16 protein-coding genes are annotated in these 17750 nt (G+C 64.1%); 8 read left to right on the top strand and 8 right to left on the bottom strand.

Features of this window, described 5'->3' with window-relative positions; translation table 11 throughout:
* The first annotated feature begins 7 nt into the window (after positions 1-7).
* Genes flgG through flgH form a run of 3 tightly spaced genes read left to right on the top strand, consistent with a single transcriptional unit; the run spans position 8 to position 2717 of the window.
* Positions 8-796: a flagellar basal-body rod protein FlgG gene (flgG, locus tag IVA93_RS13025; protein ID WP_007602131.1), complete on the top strand. Its 789-nt coding sequence runs from the start codon at positions 8-10 to the stop codon at positions 794-796.
* A 10-nt stretch (positions 797-806) separates the two neighbouring features.
* Positions 807-1946, top strand: coding sequence for a flagellar basal body P-ring formation chaperone FlgA (gene flgA, locus IVA93_RS13020; protein ID WP_247337287.1), 1140 nt, complete (start codon positions 807-809; stop codon positions 1944-1946).
* Positions 1947-1949: 3 nt separating this feature from the next.
* Complete coding sequence (gene flgH, locus IVA93_RS13015) at positions 1950-2717, top strand: flagellar basal body L-ring protein FlgH (RefSeq protein ID WP_247486168.1); 768 nt, start codon at positions 1950-1952, stop codon at positions 2715-2717.
* Between the two features lie 292 nt (positions 2718-3009).
* Here the strand turns inward: flgH and IVA93_RS13010 are convergent, their stop codons facing one another.
* The 3 genes from IVA93_RS13010 to IVA93_RS13000 all read right to left on the bottom strand — a co-directional run bounded on the left by IVA93_RS13010 (position 3010) and on the right by IVA93_RS13000 (position 5503).
* On the bottom strand, positions 3010-3789 hold the full coding sequence (locus IVA93_RS13010; RefSeq protein ID WP_018456425.1) for a 2-keto-4-pentenoate hydratase: 780 nt from the start codon (positions 3787-3789) through the stop codon (positions 3010-3012).
* Positions 3790-4310: 521 nt separating this feature from the next.
* On the bottom strand, positions 4311-4676 hold the full coding sequence (dksA, locus tag IVA93_RS13005; RefSeq protein WP_008554760.1) for an RNA polymerase-binding protein DksA: 366 nt from the start codon (positions 4674-4676) through the stop codon (positions 4311-4313).
* A 215-nt stretch (positions 4677-4891) separates the two neighbouring features.
* Positions 4892-5503 (bottom strand): NAD(P)-dependent oxidoreductase, encoded by a 612-nt coding sequence (locus tag IVA93_RS13000; protein ID WP_204511739.1) that lies wholly within the window; start codon positions 5501-5503, stop codon positions 4892-4894.
* 149 nt (positions 5504-5652) lie between these two features.
* Here IVA93_RS13000 and IVA93_RS12995 point away from each other — a divergent pair, with 149 nt between their 5' ends.
* Complete coding sequence (locus IVA93_RS12995) at positions 5653-6024, top strand: winged helix-turn-helix transcriptional regulator (RefSeq protein ID WP_026233175.1); 372 nt, start codon at positions 5653-5655, stop codon at positions 6022-6024.
* 4 nt (positions 6025-6028) lie between these two features.
* On the opposite strand, the gene IVA93_RS12990 is transcribed toward IVA93_RS12995, so the two are convergent.
* Entirely contained in the window at positions 6029-6442 is a 414-nt protein-coding gene (locus IVA93_RS12990; protein WP_247297193.1) for a flagellar assembly protein FliX, read from the bottom strand.
* A 270-nt stretch (positions 6443-6712) separates the two neighbouring features.
* Between IVA93_RS12990 and IVA93_RS12985 the strand changes: the two genes are divergently transcribed.
* The 4 genes from IVA93_RS12985 (at position 6713) to IVA93_RS12970 (ending at position 9230) form a co-directional block, all read left to right on the top strand.
* On the top strand, positions 6713-7837 hold the full coding sequence (locus IVA93_RS12985; RefSeq protein WP_026233176.1) for a flagellar basal body P-ring protein FlgI: 1125 nt from the start codon (positions 6713-6715) through the stop codon (positions 7835-7837).
* Positions 7837-8202 carry a flagellar assembly peptidoglycan hydrolase FlgJ gene (gene flgJ / locus IVA93_RS12980; protein ID WP_204511741.1) on the top strand — a complete coding sequence of 122 codons (366 nt, stop codon included), beginning with the start codon at positions 7837-7839 and terminating at the stop codon, positions 8200-8202. Before IVA93_RS12985 ends, flgJ begins: the two co-directional genes overlap by 1 nt.
* An 11-nt stretch (positions 8203-8213) precedes the next feature.
* Positions 8214-8711, top strand: coding sequence for a hypothetical protein (locus tag IVA93_RS12975; protein ID WP_027518929.1), 498 nt, complete (start codon positions 8214-8216; stop codon positions 8709-8711).
* A 159-nt stretch (positions 8712-8870) separates the two neighbouring features.
* Positions 8871-9230, top strand: coding sequence for a hypothetical protein (locus tag IVA93_RS12970; protein WP_247337285.1), 360 nt, complete (start codon positions 8871-8873; stop codon positions 9228-9230).
* Positions 9231-9366: 136 nt separating this feature from the next.
* On the opposite strand, the gene flaF is transcribed toward IVA93_RS12970, so the two are convergent.
* From flaF to IVA93_RS12950, 4 genes are all read right to left on the bottom strand, one after another.
* Entirely contained in the window at positions 9367-9735 is a 369-nt protein-coding gene (gene flaF / locus IVA93_RS12965; RefSeq protein ID WP_007612319.1) for a flagellar biosynthesis regulator FlaF, read from the bottom strand.
* 291 nt (positions 9736-10026) lie between these two features.
* Positions 10027-12318, bottom strand: a complete 2292-nt coding sequence (locus IVA93_RS12960; protein WP_247409393.1) for a DUF1522 domain-containing protein — start codon at positions 12316-12318, stop codon at positions 10027-10029.
* A 215-nt stretch (positions 12319-12533) separates the two neighbouring features.
* Entirely contained in the window at positions 12534-14807 is a 2274-nt protein-coding gene (locus tag IVA93_RS12955) for a DUF1522 domain-containing protein (RefSeq protein ID WP_204511743.1), read from the bottom strand.
* 326 nt (positions 14808-15133) lie between these two features.
* Positions 15134-17407: a DUF1522 domain-containing protein gene (locus IVA93_RS12950; RefSeq protein WP_204511744.1), complete on the bottom strand. Its 2274-nt coding sequence runs from the start codon at positions 17405-17407 to the stop codon at positions 15134-15136.
* Positions 17408-17750: the final 343 nt, after the last annotated feature.

The following is a 17750-nucleotide window of genomic DNA, read 5'->3' as shown; positions in this document are numbered from 1 at the left end:
AACTGACATGCAGGCGCTTCACACCGCAGCAACCGGAATGGCGGCACAGGAACTCAACGTTCAGGTGATCTCCAACAACATCGCCAACCTGCGCACCACCGGCTTCAAGAAGCAGACCGCGGCGTTCCAGGATCTGATTTACGAACACGTCCGCCGGGTCGGCGCCCAGTCGTCCGACCAGGGCACCATCCTGCCGGTCGGCGTCGACATCGGCGGCGGCGTCAAGACCGTCGGCACGCCGCGCAGCATGACCCAGGGCACGCTGTCGCAGACCGGCAACGACCTCGACATGGCCATCACGGGCGAAGGTTTCTTCAAGATCCTGATGCCCGACGGCAGCTACCAGTACACCCGCGACGGCACCTTCCAGATGGACAATCAGGGGCGCATCGTCACGGCGCAGGGCAACCCGGTGCAACCGACGATTACGATCCCGAACAACGCCTCGGGCCTCACCATCAACGTGCAGGGCCAGGTCTCGGTGACGCTGCCGGGTTCGTCGACCTCGGCCGTCCAGGGCCAGATCGGCCTGACCCGATTCATCAACAAAGCGGGCCTCCAGCCGGTCGGCAACAATCAGTTCACCGAGACGCCCTCCTCCGGCCCGCCGCAGGACGGTACCGCGAGCTCCGAGGGTTTCGGCAATATCACCCAGAGCAGCCTCGAGCAGGCCAATGTCGACGTCGTCTCGGAGATGAGCGACCTGATCGCCGCCCAGCGCGCCTACGAGATGAACGCCAAGGTGATCAGCGCCGCCGATCAGATGATGCAGTCGACCACGGCGTTGTTCCGCTGAGGTGATGACGATGATCCGCACCACCCTCGCCACGATCTCCGCTCTCCTCGTGCTGGCGCTGCCCGCACGGGCCGCCGACGACTTCATCGCGACGCCGACGCTGCGCGCGAGCATCACCGTGACCTCGGACGTTGTGCGGGTCGGCGATCTCATCGACAATGCCGGCTCGGCCGCGCTGATCCCGGTCTACCGCTCGCCCGATCTCGGCACCACCGGTGCGCTGCCGGTCGCCCACGTGCTGGCGGTGTTGCGCGCAAAGCAGGTGATCGGCGTGATGACCGGCGACATCAAGGAGGTCCAGGTCACCCGTCTCGCCCGCACGCTCGTGAACAAGGACCTCGAGACCGCGGTCGCCTCGGCGCTCGAGCGCCGCTTTGGACTTGGCGATGCCGCCAACATCACCGTCACGTTCGACCGCGGCATTGCCGACATGCGGCTGGATGCCTCCAACACCGGCGTGCTGCAGCCGGTGGCAACCCGCTACGACGCCCGCAGCGGCCGTTTCGACATCACCTTCGAGATCAACAACGACAACAATCCGGCACCGACCAAGCTGCGTTTCACCGGCACCGCGATCGAAACGGTGGAAGTGGCCGTGCTGACGCGCGACATCGACCGCGTCGATCTCCTGAAGGCGTCCGATGTCGCCATGGAGCGGCGGCCGAAGGCCGAGGTCACCGGTGAGGCCGCCTCGCGCGATCGCACGCTCGGCATGCAGCTCCGCCGGCCGATGCGGGCGGGGACGCCGATCCGCGTCGCCGACATCGTCAAGCCCGACTTCGTGCAGCGCGACCAGAACGTCACCGTCATCTACCAGGTTCCCGGAATCTATCTCACCACGCGCGGCAAGGCGATCGAGAGCGGCGCCGAGGGCGATACCATCAGCGTGCTCAACCTGCAGACCAAGCGCACGCTGAGCGGCGTCGTCACCGGCCGCGGCCAGGTGACGGTCCAGGGCGCCAGCCAGGCCGCGCCGATGCCGGCCGCGGTCGAACAGACCTCCTCGCTCAAGCGCGACGAGGCGCCCGCCCCCGTCGATACCGCAGCCCTCGTCCGGAACCTGGTCCAAGCCCCGGCATCCCCGGCCCAGATCGCACAAGCCCAGATCCCGCAAGTTCGCGTCTCGCAAGCTCCAGCCAAGTCAGAGTAAGTCATGTCCACGTTCAGTTCGGCTTTTCGTCCCCGTCGCATCGCGATCTCTGCCCTGCTGCTGGCGACGTGCGCGCTGGCGAGCGGCTGCTCCTCGATCGACCGTCTGTCGCAGATCGGCGAGCAGCCGAAATTGTCGGCGATCGACAATCCGACGACGCAGCCCGGTTACAAGCCGGTGCAGATGCCGATGCCGAAGCCCGAGGTCGCCTCCTACAATCCGAACTCGCTGTGGCGCAGCGGCAGCCGGGCCTTCTTCAAGGACCAGCGTGCCCATCAGGTCGGCGACATCCTGACGGTGGCCGTGAACATCACCGACAAGGCCAATATCGAAAACGACACCCAGCGCAGCCGCACCAACAAGGAAGATTCCGGGATCACCGACTTCATCGGCGCCAAGACATTGGGGGCCCAAGCGCAGAAGGTGTTGCCCGGCCGCATCCTCACCGCCGACTCGACCGCGTCCAGCGAGGGCAAAGGAAGCGTGGACCGCAAGGAAGCGTTGCAGACCAACGTCGCGGCGGTCGTCACCCAGGTCCTGCCGAACGGCAACCTCGTGATCGAGGGCAAGCAGGAGATCCGCGTCAACTACGAAATCCGCGAGCTCATCGTCGCCGGCATCGTCCGTCCCGAAGACATCCAGAGCGACAACACCATCGATTCCACCAAGATCGCGCAGGCCCGCATCGCCTACGGCGGCCGCGGCCAGATCATGGACGTGCAGCAACCGCGCTACGGCCAGCAAGTCATGGACGTGCTGCTGCCCTTCTAGCTTCTCCCGAGCTCCCACATCGTGTTCGCGAACCTAGGCGCGGACGACGATGTACGACGCGGCCCTCGCTAGCTCCCCTGGCGAGGGCCGCATGTATTTTGGCGATGGCTGCATACAGCGCTCGGCGACGCGCGATTGTAGCGACGCCGCTATCCCCTCTCCGCCCCCTCGACTGTCATCACCCGCGAAGGCGGGCGATCCAGTATTTCGAGACGTCAGCGATGAACCGAGAAGCCGCGGCGTACTGGATTCCCCGCCTTCGCGGGGAATGACGACGCGGTGCCCGCAGAGCCTACGTAAACTCCGCCTCCACCACGCCCAGCCCGTCCAGCTCCATCCGCACCTTGTCGCCGGCCTTCAGCCACAGCGTCTTGACCAGACTCCCCGTCAGGACGAGCTGTCCCGCGTGAAGACCCTTGCCCTCGGCGGCGAGATGGTTGGCGAGCCAGGCGAGTGCGTTGTGGGGATGGCCGAGCACGTCGGCGCCGGTGCCGTGGCTGACCTCTTCGCCGTTGACGATAGCGCGGCCTTTGACGGCCTTCAGGTCCGGCACCGACGAGCGCGGCACGATCTCGCCCAACACGCAGCCGGCGGCGAAGAAATCGTCGGCGATCAACGTCGGCGCGCCCATCGTTTCCCACTTCACATAGCGGTCGTCGACGATCTCGATCGCGGGATGATAGGCCTCGACGGCTTCGCCGACCCATTCGGCCGTGAACGGCGCCTCGCCGGCGGCGAGATTGCGCTTCAGCCGCACCGCGATCTCGCATTCGACGCCGACGCGGACATAGTCGGCAGCCGCGAGCTGCACGCCGCTGTCGTGCACGCCTTTCTGGAACACGCCGCCGCCGCATGGGTGTGGAATCCCGATGTAATCCTGCATCACCTGGCTGGTGCAGCCGATCTTGTAACCGACCAGCGGGCCGGCATGCGGCAGCAGCAGATCGTGCAGCGCCCGCTGGACCTGATAGCCCTCGGCTTCATCGGCCGGAGGAACTTCGAGCGCCGCTAGCGGCGCATGGTTGCGGCGCGCCAGCGCGATCGCCTTTGCGGCTGCGAGAATTCTGTCCATCGGCGCCGGCTCCTACACACCACAATCGAGGGCGGCACTTCAGCATCCCCGCCGGGGCGTGACAAGCGCAGGGCGCCGCGCGGCAGCACGTCATGCCAGCCCAGGCTGGATGAGATGCGGACGCTGATCGTTCCACATCATGGCAAACCTCACGGGCGGCGCCGGCGTTTAAGGAAATATTGAGCTGGTCCGGGCTTTATGGGGATGCACGCCTTGTAGCGTCGCAACAGGCCTGATTGCAGCAATGTATGAAGCTGCTGGATCAGCGCCTCAGCATTCGAGTCGATGTCCTTGATGCGACTCGCAAAACCTCTCGCACCTGAAGTGAAGGCTGTTTCTCATCCGAACTCACGTGAGTTCGGAGGAGTTGAGTCTAGCCCATTGATCGCGATTCACTTTTCGCGATTGCGCCCGCGCGCCGAAACGCGCGGTTGCAAGCGACAGGCAAAATGCTGATCACGGCGCGAAAAGGCGCACCTTGCGTTCAAAAAACAAAGAGCCGCATCGCTGCGGCTCGGACTCTATTCGTCGCGATAGACCTTCTCGCGTTTCTCGTGGCGCTCCTGCGCCTCCACCGAAAGCGTCGCGATGGGACGGGCCTCGAGCCGCTTTAACGAGATCGGCTCGCCGGTGTCCTCGCAATAGCCGTAGGTGTTGTCCTCGATACGCTGGAGCGCGGCGTCGATCTTGGCGATCAACTTGCGCTGGCGGTCGCGGGCACGGAGTTCGATGGCGCGGTCGGTTTCGGACGATGCCCGATCGGCGAGATCGGGGTGGTTCACATTCTCCTCCTGCAGGGCTTGCAGGGTGAGCTTGGACTCTTTGAGGATCTCATCCTTCCAGGCGAGGAGCTTCAGGCGGAAGTACTCCTTCTGCCTGTCGTTCATGAAAGGCTCTTTTTCGGTCGGTCGGTAGTTTTTCAACTTTTCCAAGGGCGGCCTATCTGTCTAAGCAACGACTCGTACACGGAACGGGGTCCGCTGAGCGGGGCGTTATATAGCGGCCTCCTGTGACAGACAATGTTTCCCTGCTCGCCTGACCGGCGCCCCCAAGCCCTTGCACAGGAAGGTTTATCCTGGAGGGCCCGGGAGCGGCCGACGGCCTAGTAGCCGACCGTGAAACGCTGGCTCTCATGGGCCGGCCGCTCGATCTCGTCGGCGAGCGCGATGGCGTAATCCGCGAAGGTGATCCAGCTCTTTCCGTTCGCATCTGCGAGAAGCTGATCCGTCCCAAGCCGGAATTTGCCGGTGCGCTCTCCCTCGATAAACAGGGCCGACGGCGAGATGAAGGTCCAGTTCAGCTCCTTTTCCTGCCGCAGCAGGTCGAGAAAGGCTGAACCCGCCTCCGCCTCAGCCTTGTACTGAGCCGGAAAACCGGGAGTTGTCACCAGCTTGACGCCCGGAGCGACCTCCAGACTGCCGGCCCCGCCGACGACGAGGTAACGGCCGACCTTGGAGTCCTTGGCCGCGCCGATCAGCTTGAGCGCGTCGCTGGCCAGGAAGTGCACGGAACTCACGGCGACGTCGTGCCCGGCCCACAGCTTGGCAAGGGCTGGCTGGTCGAGCACATCCCCCTTGGTCGGCGTGACGTTCGGCAGGACCGCGATTTTCTCCGGGTTGCGGGCGATGGCCGTAACAGCGTGGCCGCGGCGGGACAGTTCCTTGGTGATCTCCGACCCGGCCCGGCCCGAGGCGCCGGCAACTGCGATTTTCATGGAAGGCTCCTTTGCTTCTGTAGTAACCAACGGTGACTAAATATCGCAAAGAGCGCTGGTGTTAAGAGAGCACTTTGTGCTTACCTGATTACACGGGAGTAACCGGCGGCGGCCGGCAAATCAGCGGAATGGATCGTGAGGACCCGACGATGAAGCCAGACGTCTATGCAGCGAACTGCCCCACGCGACAGATCCTCGACCGCGTCGGTGACAAATGGGCGGTACTGATCCTGCTGCTGCTGCGCGAGGATCCGATGCGCTTCAATCAATTGCGCCGCACGATCGAAGGCATTTCGCAGAAGATGCTGAGCCAGGTTCTCAAGTCGCTCGAGCGCGACGGATTGATCAAGCGTCACGCCATCGCAACCGTGCCGGTGACCGTGGAATATTCGATCACGCAGCTCGGCGTGACGCTCGCCGCCGCCGTCGATCCGCTGCGCGATTGGGCCGAACAGAATCTGAAAGACGTGCTCGCCGCCCAGCGCCGCTATGACGCGCAGTTGAAGGATGAAGCGGCGTAAGCCGCTACGCCTGCCCGGCCTTGGCGAGCTCGACCTCGACGCGCAGCTCGATCTCGGACAGCACCGAATCCAGGCCGGAATCGCCGGAGGACGATTTCAGGTTCGCCGCAGCGTCACGCAGCCGCATCACGGTCGAGGCGTTGAGCTTGCCGGAGAGGAGCCCCATCTTGAGATCGTCGAGCACGTCGAGCGCGGTCTTTCCGCGCACGACCGAGCGCTTGCGACGCTCGACGGGATCCTCCTCAATGCCTTGCAGCGCGAGCAGCCCGTCGATGTTGGCGGCCGCCTTCGGTGCGGCGGCGCCTCGCGTCTCCGGCGCCGACGAGGTGTCGGGTAGCACGAAGGTGCCTGAGCTCGTCCGCCTGGCCTGGCTGGCCGGCGTTCCAAGCGTGGTGCCGTTCGGTCCGTAGATGCGCATCGGAAGCAATCCGGGTGATCGATGCGCCACATTCGCCGTTTTATGGTTAACGGCCCGTAAACAGCTCGGCAAAATCTGCCGACAGGCGGCAGTTTCGCTCCTCAGGGACAACGCAGGCTGAGGTCGCTCGAAACAGATTTATTCAACCTATTCAGCGACCTACCCCCGCTGCCCCGAGTTGGCACAGTGCTCGCAAGGACAGCGTCGGACCAGCTCGTCATGGGAGTGTCGTGATGGTCCTTTGATTTGAGGAGCCTCGGGGAGCAGAGGATGCCAAGCGTTCGTTGGGTGAGACTTGTGGGGGTGGCCTGCGCCGCGCTGTCAGCGCTGGCGCTCTCGGTCAATTCTGCAAGCGCGACATCGCGCATCAAGGATCTCGCCAACATCGAAGGCGTGCGGCAGAACCAGCTCATCGGCTACGGGCTCGTCGTCGGTCTCAACGGCACCGGCGACACCCTGAACAACATCCCCTTCACCAAGCAGTCGCTGCAAGCGATGCTCGAGCGCATGGGCGTCAACATCCGCGGCGCCACCATCCGCACCGGCAACGTCGCCGCCGTGATGGTGACAGGCAATCTGCCGGCCTTCGCCACCCAGGGCACGCGCATGGACGTCACCGTCTCCGCGCTCGGCGACGCCAAGAATCTCCAGGGCGGCACCCTGCTCGTCACCCCGCTCCTCGGCGCCGACGGCAACGTCTATTCGGTCGCACAGGGCTCGCTCGCGATCTCAGGCTTCCAGGCCGAGGGCGAGGCGGCGAAAATCGTGCGTGGCGTGCCGACCGTCGGACGCATTGTCAACGGTGCCATCATCGAGCGCGAGATCGAATTTGCGCTCAATCGCCTGCCGAACGTCCGGCTTGCGCTGCGCAATGCCGACTTCACCACGGCCAAGCGGATCGCCGCCGCGATCAACGACTATCTCGGCGTCAAGACCGCCGAGCCGATCGACCCATCGACCGTGCAGCTTGCGATCCCGCCGGAGTTCAAGGGTAACGTCGTCGCCTTTCTCACCGAGATCGAGCAGCTCCAGGTCGATCCGGATCTCGCCGCCAAGATCATCATCGACGAACGCAGCGGCATCATCGTGATGGGTCGCGACGTCCGCGTCGCCACCGTTGCGGTCGCACAGGGCAACCTCACCGTCACCATCTCCGAGAGCCCGCAGGTCAGCCAGCCCAACCCGCTGTCGCGGGGGCGGACCGTGGTCGCACCACGCAGCAGCGTCAGCGTCACCGAGGACGGCAAGAAGTTCGCTGTCGTCAAGGACGGCGTCTCGCTTCAGCAGCTCGTCGACGGCCTCAACGGTCTCGGCATCGGCCCGCGCGATCTCATCAGCATCCTGCAGGCGATCAAGGCCGCCGGTGCGATCGAAGCCGACATCGAGGTGATGTGATGCAGACCGGCATGGTCAACACCGCACGCGTCGCCAGCTCCGCCTTCTCGGTAGAGAGCCGCAACGGCCGGCCGGACTTCGATCTCGCCGCGGCACTGCAAAAGGTCTCGCCGAAACAGCAGGCCAAGGCGCAGAAGATCGCCACCGACTTCGAGGCGATGTTCCTCAACAGCATGTTCTCGCAGATGACCTCGGGCCTGAAGGGCGAAGGCCCGTTCGGCGACACGCCTGGTACCGGCGTGTGGCGCTCGATGCTGACCGAGCAATATTCCAAGAACTTCGCCAACGCCGGCGGCGTCGGCATCGCAAGCGACGTATATCGCACCCTGATCATGCAGCAGGCAAAAACGATCCGCACGGCATAAGGTCAAACGAGATGAACCATTTCAACGCCTCGCGTCAGCCCGTGCAAGCGCAGCGCCCGAACACCGCACCCGGCAGCGCCGAGGCGCGCAAGATCGCCGAGCAGTTGATGGATGCGATGAGCGCCCTGCTCGGTCTGATCGAGCGCGAGACCGAGCTCGTGCGCGCCGGCCAAGTCCGCGAGGCGATGACCCTCGAGAGCAAGAAGCAGGAGCTGTCGCGAAACTATGTCGGCGCGGTCACCCAGTTGAAGGCGAACCAAGCCCAGCTCGCCAAATCCGCGCCCGAGCTGCTCTCGACGCTGCATCGGCACCACGATGCATTCCGCGCGATGCTCCAGGTCAACCTCACCGTGCTCGCAACCGCTCACGCCGTGTCGGAGAGCGTCGTGCGCGGCGTCAACGCCGAGATCCAGAAGCGCAACGTGCCGAACACCTATACGGCCGCGGGACGACGCGCCACGCCGGGCCCGCGCCACATCACGCCGCTCGCGGTCAGCCGCTCGCTCTGAGCGCGCGCAACAACAAGCGACAATTTTACGAAAAACCGCGCGGCAACATCGTCGCGCGGTTAGGCACGTTTCCTTACCGGATGTTCAATCCCGGTGTTCCATGGTTGCGTATTGAGAGGGGTTGGGATTTGACTCACGTGAGGCAACCAGGAGGCTGCCATGAGTACAGATTTCAGCATCAGGCCGGTGGGGATACCGGTTGCCGTGCAGATCGTAGCGACGTCGAATGCGGCGGCGAACGAGGCCGTACAAACCGATCTGCCCGTGAGCCAGACAGTGGCCGCTGGCGAGGCGAGCGCGCCTGCACGCAATGATTTGCGAAGCAACGAGAACGTCTCACGCCAGGTCGTGTTCGACCAGGCGGCGGCGTCGTTCGTCTTCCAGATCGTCAACGACAGGACCGACGCGGTGGTCAACCAGTTCCCCGACGAAGCAATGCTGCGCCGGCGGGCCTATTTCCATGCGCAGGATTTGAAATCCGAGCCCTCGCGTCCGGCCAGCACGGACCGCAGCGCCTGACCATCAGGCGTCGAGCGTCGCAACGGCAACATCGAGATCGCTCGCAGCGGTCGCGGGACCGGTGACGACGTTCCTGATCTGCGTCTTGTCGGTATCGTCAGCATAATTTGGTGTTGAAGGAACGAGCCGTGCTCGATCACGGACGGCCGGACAGACCGGCGGCGATATTGCGGTTGATCTCGATCAGCGGACGGAAGTGATCGAACTGCGGGCTCATCTGCAGCGCGGCGGTCTGGCTCAGCACGAACACGCTGATGTTGGCGATCTTCTGCCGGACGTCGATCGGCTGCGGATTGTTCTCGCGCATGGCCTCGCTCAGGAAAATCGTCCAGAGCTTGCGATTGAACATCAGGGCCTGCGTGGTCTGCTCGCTGAACGGCTCGGCGCTGTTGATCGCATCCTGAAGCTTGTTCGCGGCCTTGAGTAGGGTCTGCGCTTCGATGTCGCGAGGAGATGCGGTGGTCGTTGCAACACGCGCGTAGGCCGAGGCAGCGGAATTCGACATCAATCACACCCTGGAGGTTACCTAGCCCGTTGAACGCGCTTAAGGATTTCTTTCCCGACCCTAGGCAGCACCGCTTAAGATTTGCTTACATGTGTGCTTGGAAGCACTCCGGATTATTACGGGTCTCGGAGTTCTTCGTCATTGTGAAGCTAGGCGCGCATGTACACGCTGTAAACACGTCACGCGTGGTGCGCGTCGATCTCAGCTAATCCTGCCTTAGCGATCTCCGTAAAATGAACGGCGGAGCGTTAGCCCCGCCGCGAAATCGATGAGTGATCTTGCGCCGCGAAATTAGCGGAGCAGCTGTAGCACGCTCTGTTGCGACTGGTTGGCCAGCGACAGCGCGGAGACCGCGATCGACTGGCGGGTCGACAGCGCCTGGCTGTTCGCGGCTTCCTCGTTGGTGTCGGCCAGGGTCAGGTTGGCCGAGCCGGTCTGCAGAACGTTGATCAGGTTCTTGGAGAAGTCCTGACGCACCTGCACGATCGACAGATTCGAACCGAGCGAAGAACCCTCGGAGCGCAGCGTGCTCGAGGCCGCATTCAGGCTGGCCAGCACCTTGTTGGTGGCACCGTTGTCGATGAAGTCCGTGCCCGGAACGAGATTGCTGAGACCGAGACCGGCCGCGTTGAACACGACGCCGTTGATGCCGAGCGTCGAACTGCCGTTCTCGTTGAAGACCAGCTTCAGCGTGTCGCCGTTGAGCAGGTTGACGCCGTTGAAGGACGAGTCCTGCGAGGTCGTGTCGATCTGCGCCAGGATGTTGTTGAACTGACTGACCAGGCCGGAGCGCGCGGTCTGCGCGACGGGATCCTGAATCGGGGGCTGCGCGGTGGTAAAGGCCAGCACGCCGGTGATCGTACCGCCGACCGTACCGCCGGCAGTGCTCGAGCCGAGGGTCGAGGATGCGTACTCGTTGACGGTGGTGACCGTCAGCACGCCGTTGGCGTCGATCGTCGCCGTCAGGTGGTTGGCCTGAAGCTGCACATTGAGCTGGTCGAGCGTCTTGACCGTGCCGTTGGTGCCGTCGCCGAAGGTGACGTTGACCGGCGCGCCGCCGTTGAAGGAGGTGAAGGTCAGCGTCTTGCCGCTGACACCACCAATACCGGAGTTGCGCGCCGCGGCGAAAGCGGTCGCCGTTCCCGTATTGCCGCTGAGACCGAACGCGTTGAGCGCATTGCCGGTGCCGGTGATTGACAGGTCGGCGTTGATGCCGGTGGACAGCGCAAGCTGGCCGCTGCTGTTGACCGACGAGGGGATCTGGCCCGCGGTGGTCGACAACGTCGCCGCGCCGTTGAAGATGCTGGCGGTCTTGACGCCGGTGGCGAGGTCGATCGAGTTGAGCAGATCGTTGAGGGTCGCGCTCTGGATGTAGACGGTCGAATTGCCGTTGCCATCGGTGACGATGTTGCCGTTGACGCCGCCGGAGGTCACGCTGATCGCCGATTGGGGCGTCTGGGCATTTTTGAAGGTGATGGTGTGGCCGTCGATGTTCAGCGTCGAGCCGTCTTGAACGAGAGAGCCGAGCGAACCCGCGGTGGTCGATCGTGCCGCAGTGATGCTGGCATTGCCTGCACCGGTTGCCGGGGTCAGACCGAGCTTGTTGAGGAAATCGGCCTTGCCCGTCACACTCAAATCGGCACCGGTCGAGCTCTTCAGCGTAACCGCGCCGCCTCCCGAGATGGACGATGCCACCTGGAGCGTTCCGATAGGACCGGCCGAGCCGCTGACAGTGATGGTTGCGGCGCCTGCGCTGATGGCCGCGGTCTTGACGCCGCTGGCGAGGTCGATCGCGCTGACGACGTCGTTGACGGTCGCGCCGGGCGCAGCCGCCGTTCCCTCGTAGACGATCGAATTGCCGTTACCGTCCGTGGCGATGTGTCCGCTGGCGTCGAGGCCCCAGCCGGTCGGCTGCGCGCTCGGGGCGATACCTGTGCGGAAGGTGATGGTCTTGCCGTTGACCGTGATGGTGTCGCCGTCCGCGGGCGCCGAGCTGAAGGTGGTAGATGCGGTGGTGCCGAGCAGCGTGGCGGTACCGGACAGTGCGGTGGTGCCGTCGGCCGCGAGCGCCGCTGTGCCGGTAAAGGCGCCGGCGGTCGAGCCCAGCGAGGCGCCGAGCGCGGCGGTCCCTGTAACTGGGGTTACGCCACCGGCCGCGCCGGTATAGAGCACGTTGCTCTTGGCGGTCGCGCTTGCATAGGAGGTCGTGCCGCGGAGATCGGCGGGCGTCGCACCGGGAATCGTGGTGGAGACGTTCGACTTGGTGGAATAGCCGACCGTGGTCTGCAGCGCCTGGTTGGCGATCGACTTGGCACTGTCGATCAGCTTCTGCAGCGAGGTGATGCCGGTGTTGGCCGCCTGCAGCACCTGCACACCGTTGTTGATGCCATCCAGCAGGTTGCCGATGTCGCTCGCCCGGTTGTCCAACCCCTGGGCCGTGAAGAAGTTGGTGGGATTGTCGAGCGCTGTGTTGACCTTCTTACCGGTCGACAGCCGCTCCTGCGTCGTGGCCAGCAAGTCGGCCGTCGACTGCAGCGACAACAGGTTCTGGCGAACGGACGCCGAGAGAACGATGTTGGACATTGGCGAGTCTTCCTCTTGAACCTGGTACGAATCGGCCGCCCGGTCTTGAAAGCGGCCTTTTGTCCAGTCTTAGGGGGTCTCCTTTAAAGTATGGTTAACGCCGGTTTAAGGGATAGGGTTAATGGCTGGTGAACCTCCCTGCCCACCTCCGGACGAAAAAAAGCGGCGGGACAAATGGCCCCGCCGCCCTGATTTTATTTAGCGATACTAGCTACTTAGCGGAGCAGCTGGAGCACGCTCTGCTGCGAAGTGTTGGCCAGCGACAGCGCGGAGACCGCGATCGACTGGCGGGTCGACAGCGCCTGGCTGTTGGCCGCCTCGACATTGGTATCGGCCAGCGTCAGGTTCGAAGAACCGGTCTGCAGCACGTTGATCAGGTTCTTGTTGAAGTCCTGACGCACCTGCACCACCGAGAGGTTTGAACCGAGCGCTGAGGCTTCCGAGCGCAGCGTGCTCGACGCGGCGTTCAGGTTGGTCAGCACGCGGTTGGACGCAGCGTTGTCGATGAAGTCGACACCGACGGTCAAGGCAGCGAGGCCGAGACCCTTGGAGTTGTAGGTCACGCCGGTGATGTTGAGGCTCGACTTGCCGGTCTCGTCGAACACCAGCTTGAGCTGGTCGCCGTTCAGCAAATTGACGCCGTTGAACGAGGAGTCCTGCGAGGTCGTGTCGATCTGGTTCAGGATGTTGTTGTACTGAGACACGAGGTTCGCGCGGGCCGTCTGTGCAACCGCATCCTGGACGGGGCTGGAAGCCGTCGAGAAGGTCAGCGCCGAAGTCAGCGTGCCGCCGATGCCGCCGCCTGCGACGGTCGATCCGATCGTCGAGGACGCGTAGTCGTTCGACGCCGTGATGGTCAGCCGGCCGTTGGCGTCGATCGTGGCAGCCAGGTTGTTGGCCAGAAGCTGCGTGTTGAGCTGATCGAGCGTCTTGACCGTGCCGTTGGTGCCATCGCCGAAGGTGACATTGACCGCCGTGCCGCCGTTGAAGGAGGCGAAGGTCAAGGTCTTGCCGGCAATGCCGCCAACCCCGGAGGTGCGCGCCGCAGTGAATGCCGACGCGCTGCCGGTGTTGCCGGCCAGCCCGAATACATTCAGTGCGTTACCTGAGCCCGTGATCGACAGGTCGGCGTTGATGCCGGTCGAGAGCTTGAGCTGACCGGACGTATTGATCGTCGAATTAGACTGGCCTGTGGCGGTCGCAAGCGTCGCGGTGCCGTTGGCGTTGATCGTCGCGGTCTGCACGCCGGTGGCAAGGTCGATGGCCTTCAGCACATCGTTGACCGTGCCGGCCTGCAGATAGACCGTCGAGTTGCCATTGCCGTCGGTGAGGATGTTACCGCTGGCACCGAAGCCGCTCGGAACGCTCGGAGCACCCGTCGAGCCCGGGATCGGCGCGTTCTTGAAGGTGATGGTGTGACCATCGACGTTGAGCGACGAACCGTCCGTAAGGGTTGCACCCAGCGAGGCCGCGCTCGTCGTCCGTGCGACGTTGACGGTGGCGTTGCCTGCACCCGTAGACGTCGTCAGGCCGAGAGCCTTGAGCAGGTCGGCCTTGCCGGTAACGCTGAGATCCGCACCCGTCGAGCTCTTCAGCGTGACGGCGCCGCCGACGGCGGTCGAGACGGCAGCACCTGGCTGGCTGGCGCTCGTGGAGATCGTCGCAGCACCCGCGGTGATGGATACGGTCTTGACGCCGCTGGCCAGATCGATCGCGGACAAGAGATCGTTGACGGTCGCGGTGGCGAGATAGACGGTGGTGTTGCCGCTGCCGTCGGTGACGAGGTTGCCGCTGACGCCCGAACCGCTCGGAACGGCGGTCGACGCCGGAGCCGCGCCGCTGCGGAACGTGATGGTCTTGCCGTTCACAGTCACCGTGTCGCCATCGGCAGGCTGGGCGTTGCCGGCCAGGCCGGTCGCGGTTGTGCCGTTGGTGGCGATCAGGGTGATGGCGCCGGTCAGGGCCGTGGTGCCGTCACCGGCCGTCGCGCCCGTGCTTGCAAAGGAGCCGATGGTAGCGCCGAGCGTCGTCGTGCCGGTCGCCGCCGTGGTGCCGCCGGCCGTGCCGTTGTAGAGCACATTGCTGCTCGCGGTCGCGCTGGCGAAGCTCGTTGTGCCGCGCAAATCGGCCGCCGTCGCACCGGAGATCGTGGTGGAAACGTTGGACTTGGTGGAGTAGCCGACGGTGGTCTGCAGCGCCTGGTTGGCGATCGACTTCGCAGAGTCGATCAGCTTCTGCAGCGAGGTCAGGCCAGTGTTGGCGGCCTGCAGCACCTGCACGCCGTTGGCGATGCCGTCGAGCAGATTGTTGATGTCGCTGGCGCGGTTGTCGAGCGACTGTGCGGTGAAGAAATTGGTGGGATTGTCCAGGGCCGAGTTGACGCTCTTGCCGGTCGACAGACGGTTCTGTGTGGTGGCGAGAAGATCGGCGGTGGACTGGAGAGACAGCAGGTTCTGACGAACCGACGCAGAGAGAACAATACCGGACATGACTCTTACCCTTCTGGTTTACGCGTCTTCGTTCGATCGCTTCGGATCGAGTGACGGGGACAGCGTGCCGCGACATGGCTAACAAAGGGTGAAACGAGGCGCGCCCGCATTAAGCACGGGTTCACCATAAGCGCGGGGAAGGCGTGGTCCGGGCCGGCAATCAGGCTGAAATCATTGGCTTTTATCCGCGCTTACTTTCCATTAACCATAACCGCTGGTTACTTTTCGGAGCGTCGCACGGCTGCTCGAATGACAAATGACGCGCAAAAAAAAGCGGCGGGGCCGAAGCCCCGCCGCCGTAGTCGTCTTGCGATGTCGTCCGCTACTTAGCGGAGCAGCTGCAGCACGCTCTGCTGCGACTGGTTGGCCAGCGACAGCGCGGAGACCGCGATCGACTGGCGGGTCGACAGCGCCTGGCTGTTGGCCGCCTCGACGTTGGTGTCGGCCAGCGTCAGGTTGGACGAACCGGTCTGCAGCACGTTGATCAGGTTCTTGTTGAAGTCCTGACGCACCTGCACGATCGTGAGGTTCGAACCAAGGCTCGACGCTTCCGAACGCAGCGTGCTCGACGCCGAGTTCAAATTGGTCAGCACCTTGTTGGTGGCAGCGTTGTCGATGAAGTCGACACCGCTGGTCAGCGAGGCGAGGCCGAGACCCTTGGAGTTGTAGGTCACGCCGGTGATGCTGAGGTTCGACTTGCCGGTCTCGTCGAACACCAGCTTGAGCTGGTCGCCGTTCAAGAGGTTGACGCCGTTGAACGAGGAGTCCTGCGAGGTCGAGTCGATCTGCGCAAGGATGTTGTTGTACTGGCCGACCAGGTTCGAACGCGAGGTCTGGGCAACCGTGTCCTGGACGGGGCTGGAAGCCGTCGAGAACGTCAGGGAGGAGGTCAGCGTGCCGCCGATCGCACCACCCGCGGCGCTCGAACCGATGGTCGAGGACGCGTAATCGTTGGTGGTCGAGACCGTCAGCAGGCCGTTGGCGTCGATCGTCGCCGTCAGGTTGTTGGCCTGAAGCTTCGTGTTCAGCTGATCGAGCGTCTTGACCGTGCCGTTGGTGCCGTCGCCGAAGGTGACGTTGACCGCCGTGCCACCGTTGAAGGAGGAGAAGGTCAAGGTCTTCCCGGTAAGGCCGCCGACGCCGGAGGTGCGCGCCGCGGTGAACGCGCTCGAGGTCCCGGTGTTGCCGGCGAAGCCAAGCGCATTCAGCGCGTTGCCGGTGCCGGTGATCGAGAGGTCGGCATTGACGCCGGTCGAGATCTTGAGCTGGCCGGAGGCATTGATCGACGAGTTGGTCTGGCCGGCCGCAGTCGCAACCGTCGCGGTGCCGTTGGCGTTGACCGTCGCGGTCTGGACGCCACTGGCAAGGTCGATGGCCTTGAGCACGTCGTTGATCGTGCCGGCCTGCAGATAGACCGTCGAGTTGCCATTGCCGTCGGTGAGGACGTTACCGCTCGTACCAAAACCGCTCGGAACGCTCGGAGCACCGGTCGAGCCCGGGATCGGCGCGTTCTTGAAGGTGATGACGTGACCGTCGACGTTCAGCGTCGAACCGTCGGCGATCGTCGCACCCAGCGAGGCCGAGCTCGTGGTCCGGTTGACGTTGACGGTGGCGTTGCCGCCGCCCACGGCCGTGGTCAGGCCGAGAGCCTTGAGCAGGTCGGCCTTGCCGGTGACGCTGAGATCCGCACCCGTCGAGCTCTTCAGCGTGACGGCACCGCCGACAGCGGTCGAGACGGCAGCACCTGGCTGGCTGGCGCTCGTGGCGATCGTCGCAGCACCCGCGGTGATGGATACGGTCTTGACGCCGCTGGCCAGATCGATCGCGGACAAGAGATCGTTGACGGTCGCGGTCGCGAGATAGACGGTGGTGTTGCCACTGCCGTCGGTGACGAGGTTGCCGCTGACGCCCGAACCGCTCGGAACGGCGGTCGACGCCGGAGCCGCGCCGCTGCGGAACGTGATGGTCTTGCCGTTCACAGTCACCGTGTCGCCATCGGCAGGCTGGGCGTTGCCGGCCAGGCCGGTCGCGGTCGTGCCGTTGGTGGCGATCAGGGTGATGGCGCCGGTCAGGGCCGTGGTGCCGTCACCGGCCGTCGCGCCCGTGCTTGCAAAGGAGCCGATGGTGGCGCCGAGCGTCGTGGTGCCGGTCGCCGCCGTGGTGCCGCCGGCCGTGCCGTTATACACGACGTTGCTGCTTGCGGTCGCGCTGGCGAAGCTCGTGGTGCCGCGCAGGTCGGCCGACGTCGCACCCGCGATCGTGGTGGAGACGTTGGACTTGGTGGAGTAGCCGACGGTGGTCTGCAGCGCCTGGTTGGCGATCGACTTCGCAGAGTCGATCAGCTTCTGCAGCGAGGTGATGCCGGTGTTGGCAGCCTGCAGCACCTGCACGCCGTTGGCGATGCCATCGAGCAGATTGTTGATGTCGCTGGCGCGGTTGTCGAGCGACTGTGCGGTGAAGAAGTTGGTGGGATTGTCCAGGGCCGAGTTGACGCTCTTGCCGGTCGACAGACGGCTCTGGGTGGTGGCGAGGAGGTCGGCGGTGGACTGGAGGGAGAGCAGGTTCTGACGAACCGACGAGGAGAGAACAATACCGGACATTGAGTGTTACCCTTCTGGTACGCAACGCAACAAACTTCGATTAGGATTAATCGATGCCGGGACGGTGAATGTAGACGGCTAACAAAGCATGAAGCGTGTCGCGCCAGTCCTTGCGCGGATTCACCATATGAGCAATCGGAGCCATCTCAAGCTCGACCATATCGTCATGATAGCATGATGCTTTTTCGCGCAACGACCCGGCGTTTGCGACTTGTCAACCATAACTCAGAGTAAGCAATCGGCTGCATCCGAATGCATCGTTGCACTTCGTCGAACGGCACTCTGATGCCGCCCTAAAAAGAAAGCGGCGGAGCCGAAGCCCCGCCGCCGTAGTCGTCTTGCG

This window comes from Bradyrhizobium sp. 155, assembly GCF_023101105.1.
GTDB classification, from domain to species: domain Bacteria; phylum Pseudomonadota; class Alphaproteobacteria; order Rhizobiales; family Xanthobacteraceae; genus Bradyrhizobium; species Bradyrhizobium canariense_D.
The sequence above is the reverse complement of the archived record's forward strand: the minus strand, read 5'-3'. Positions and strand labels throughout refer to the sequence as shown.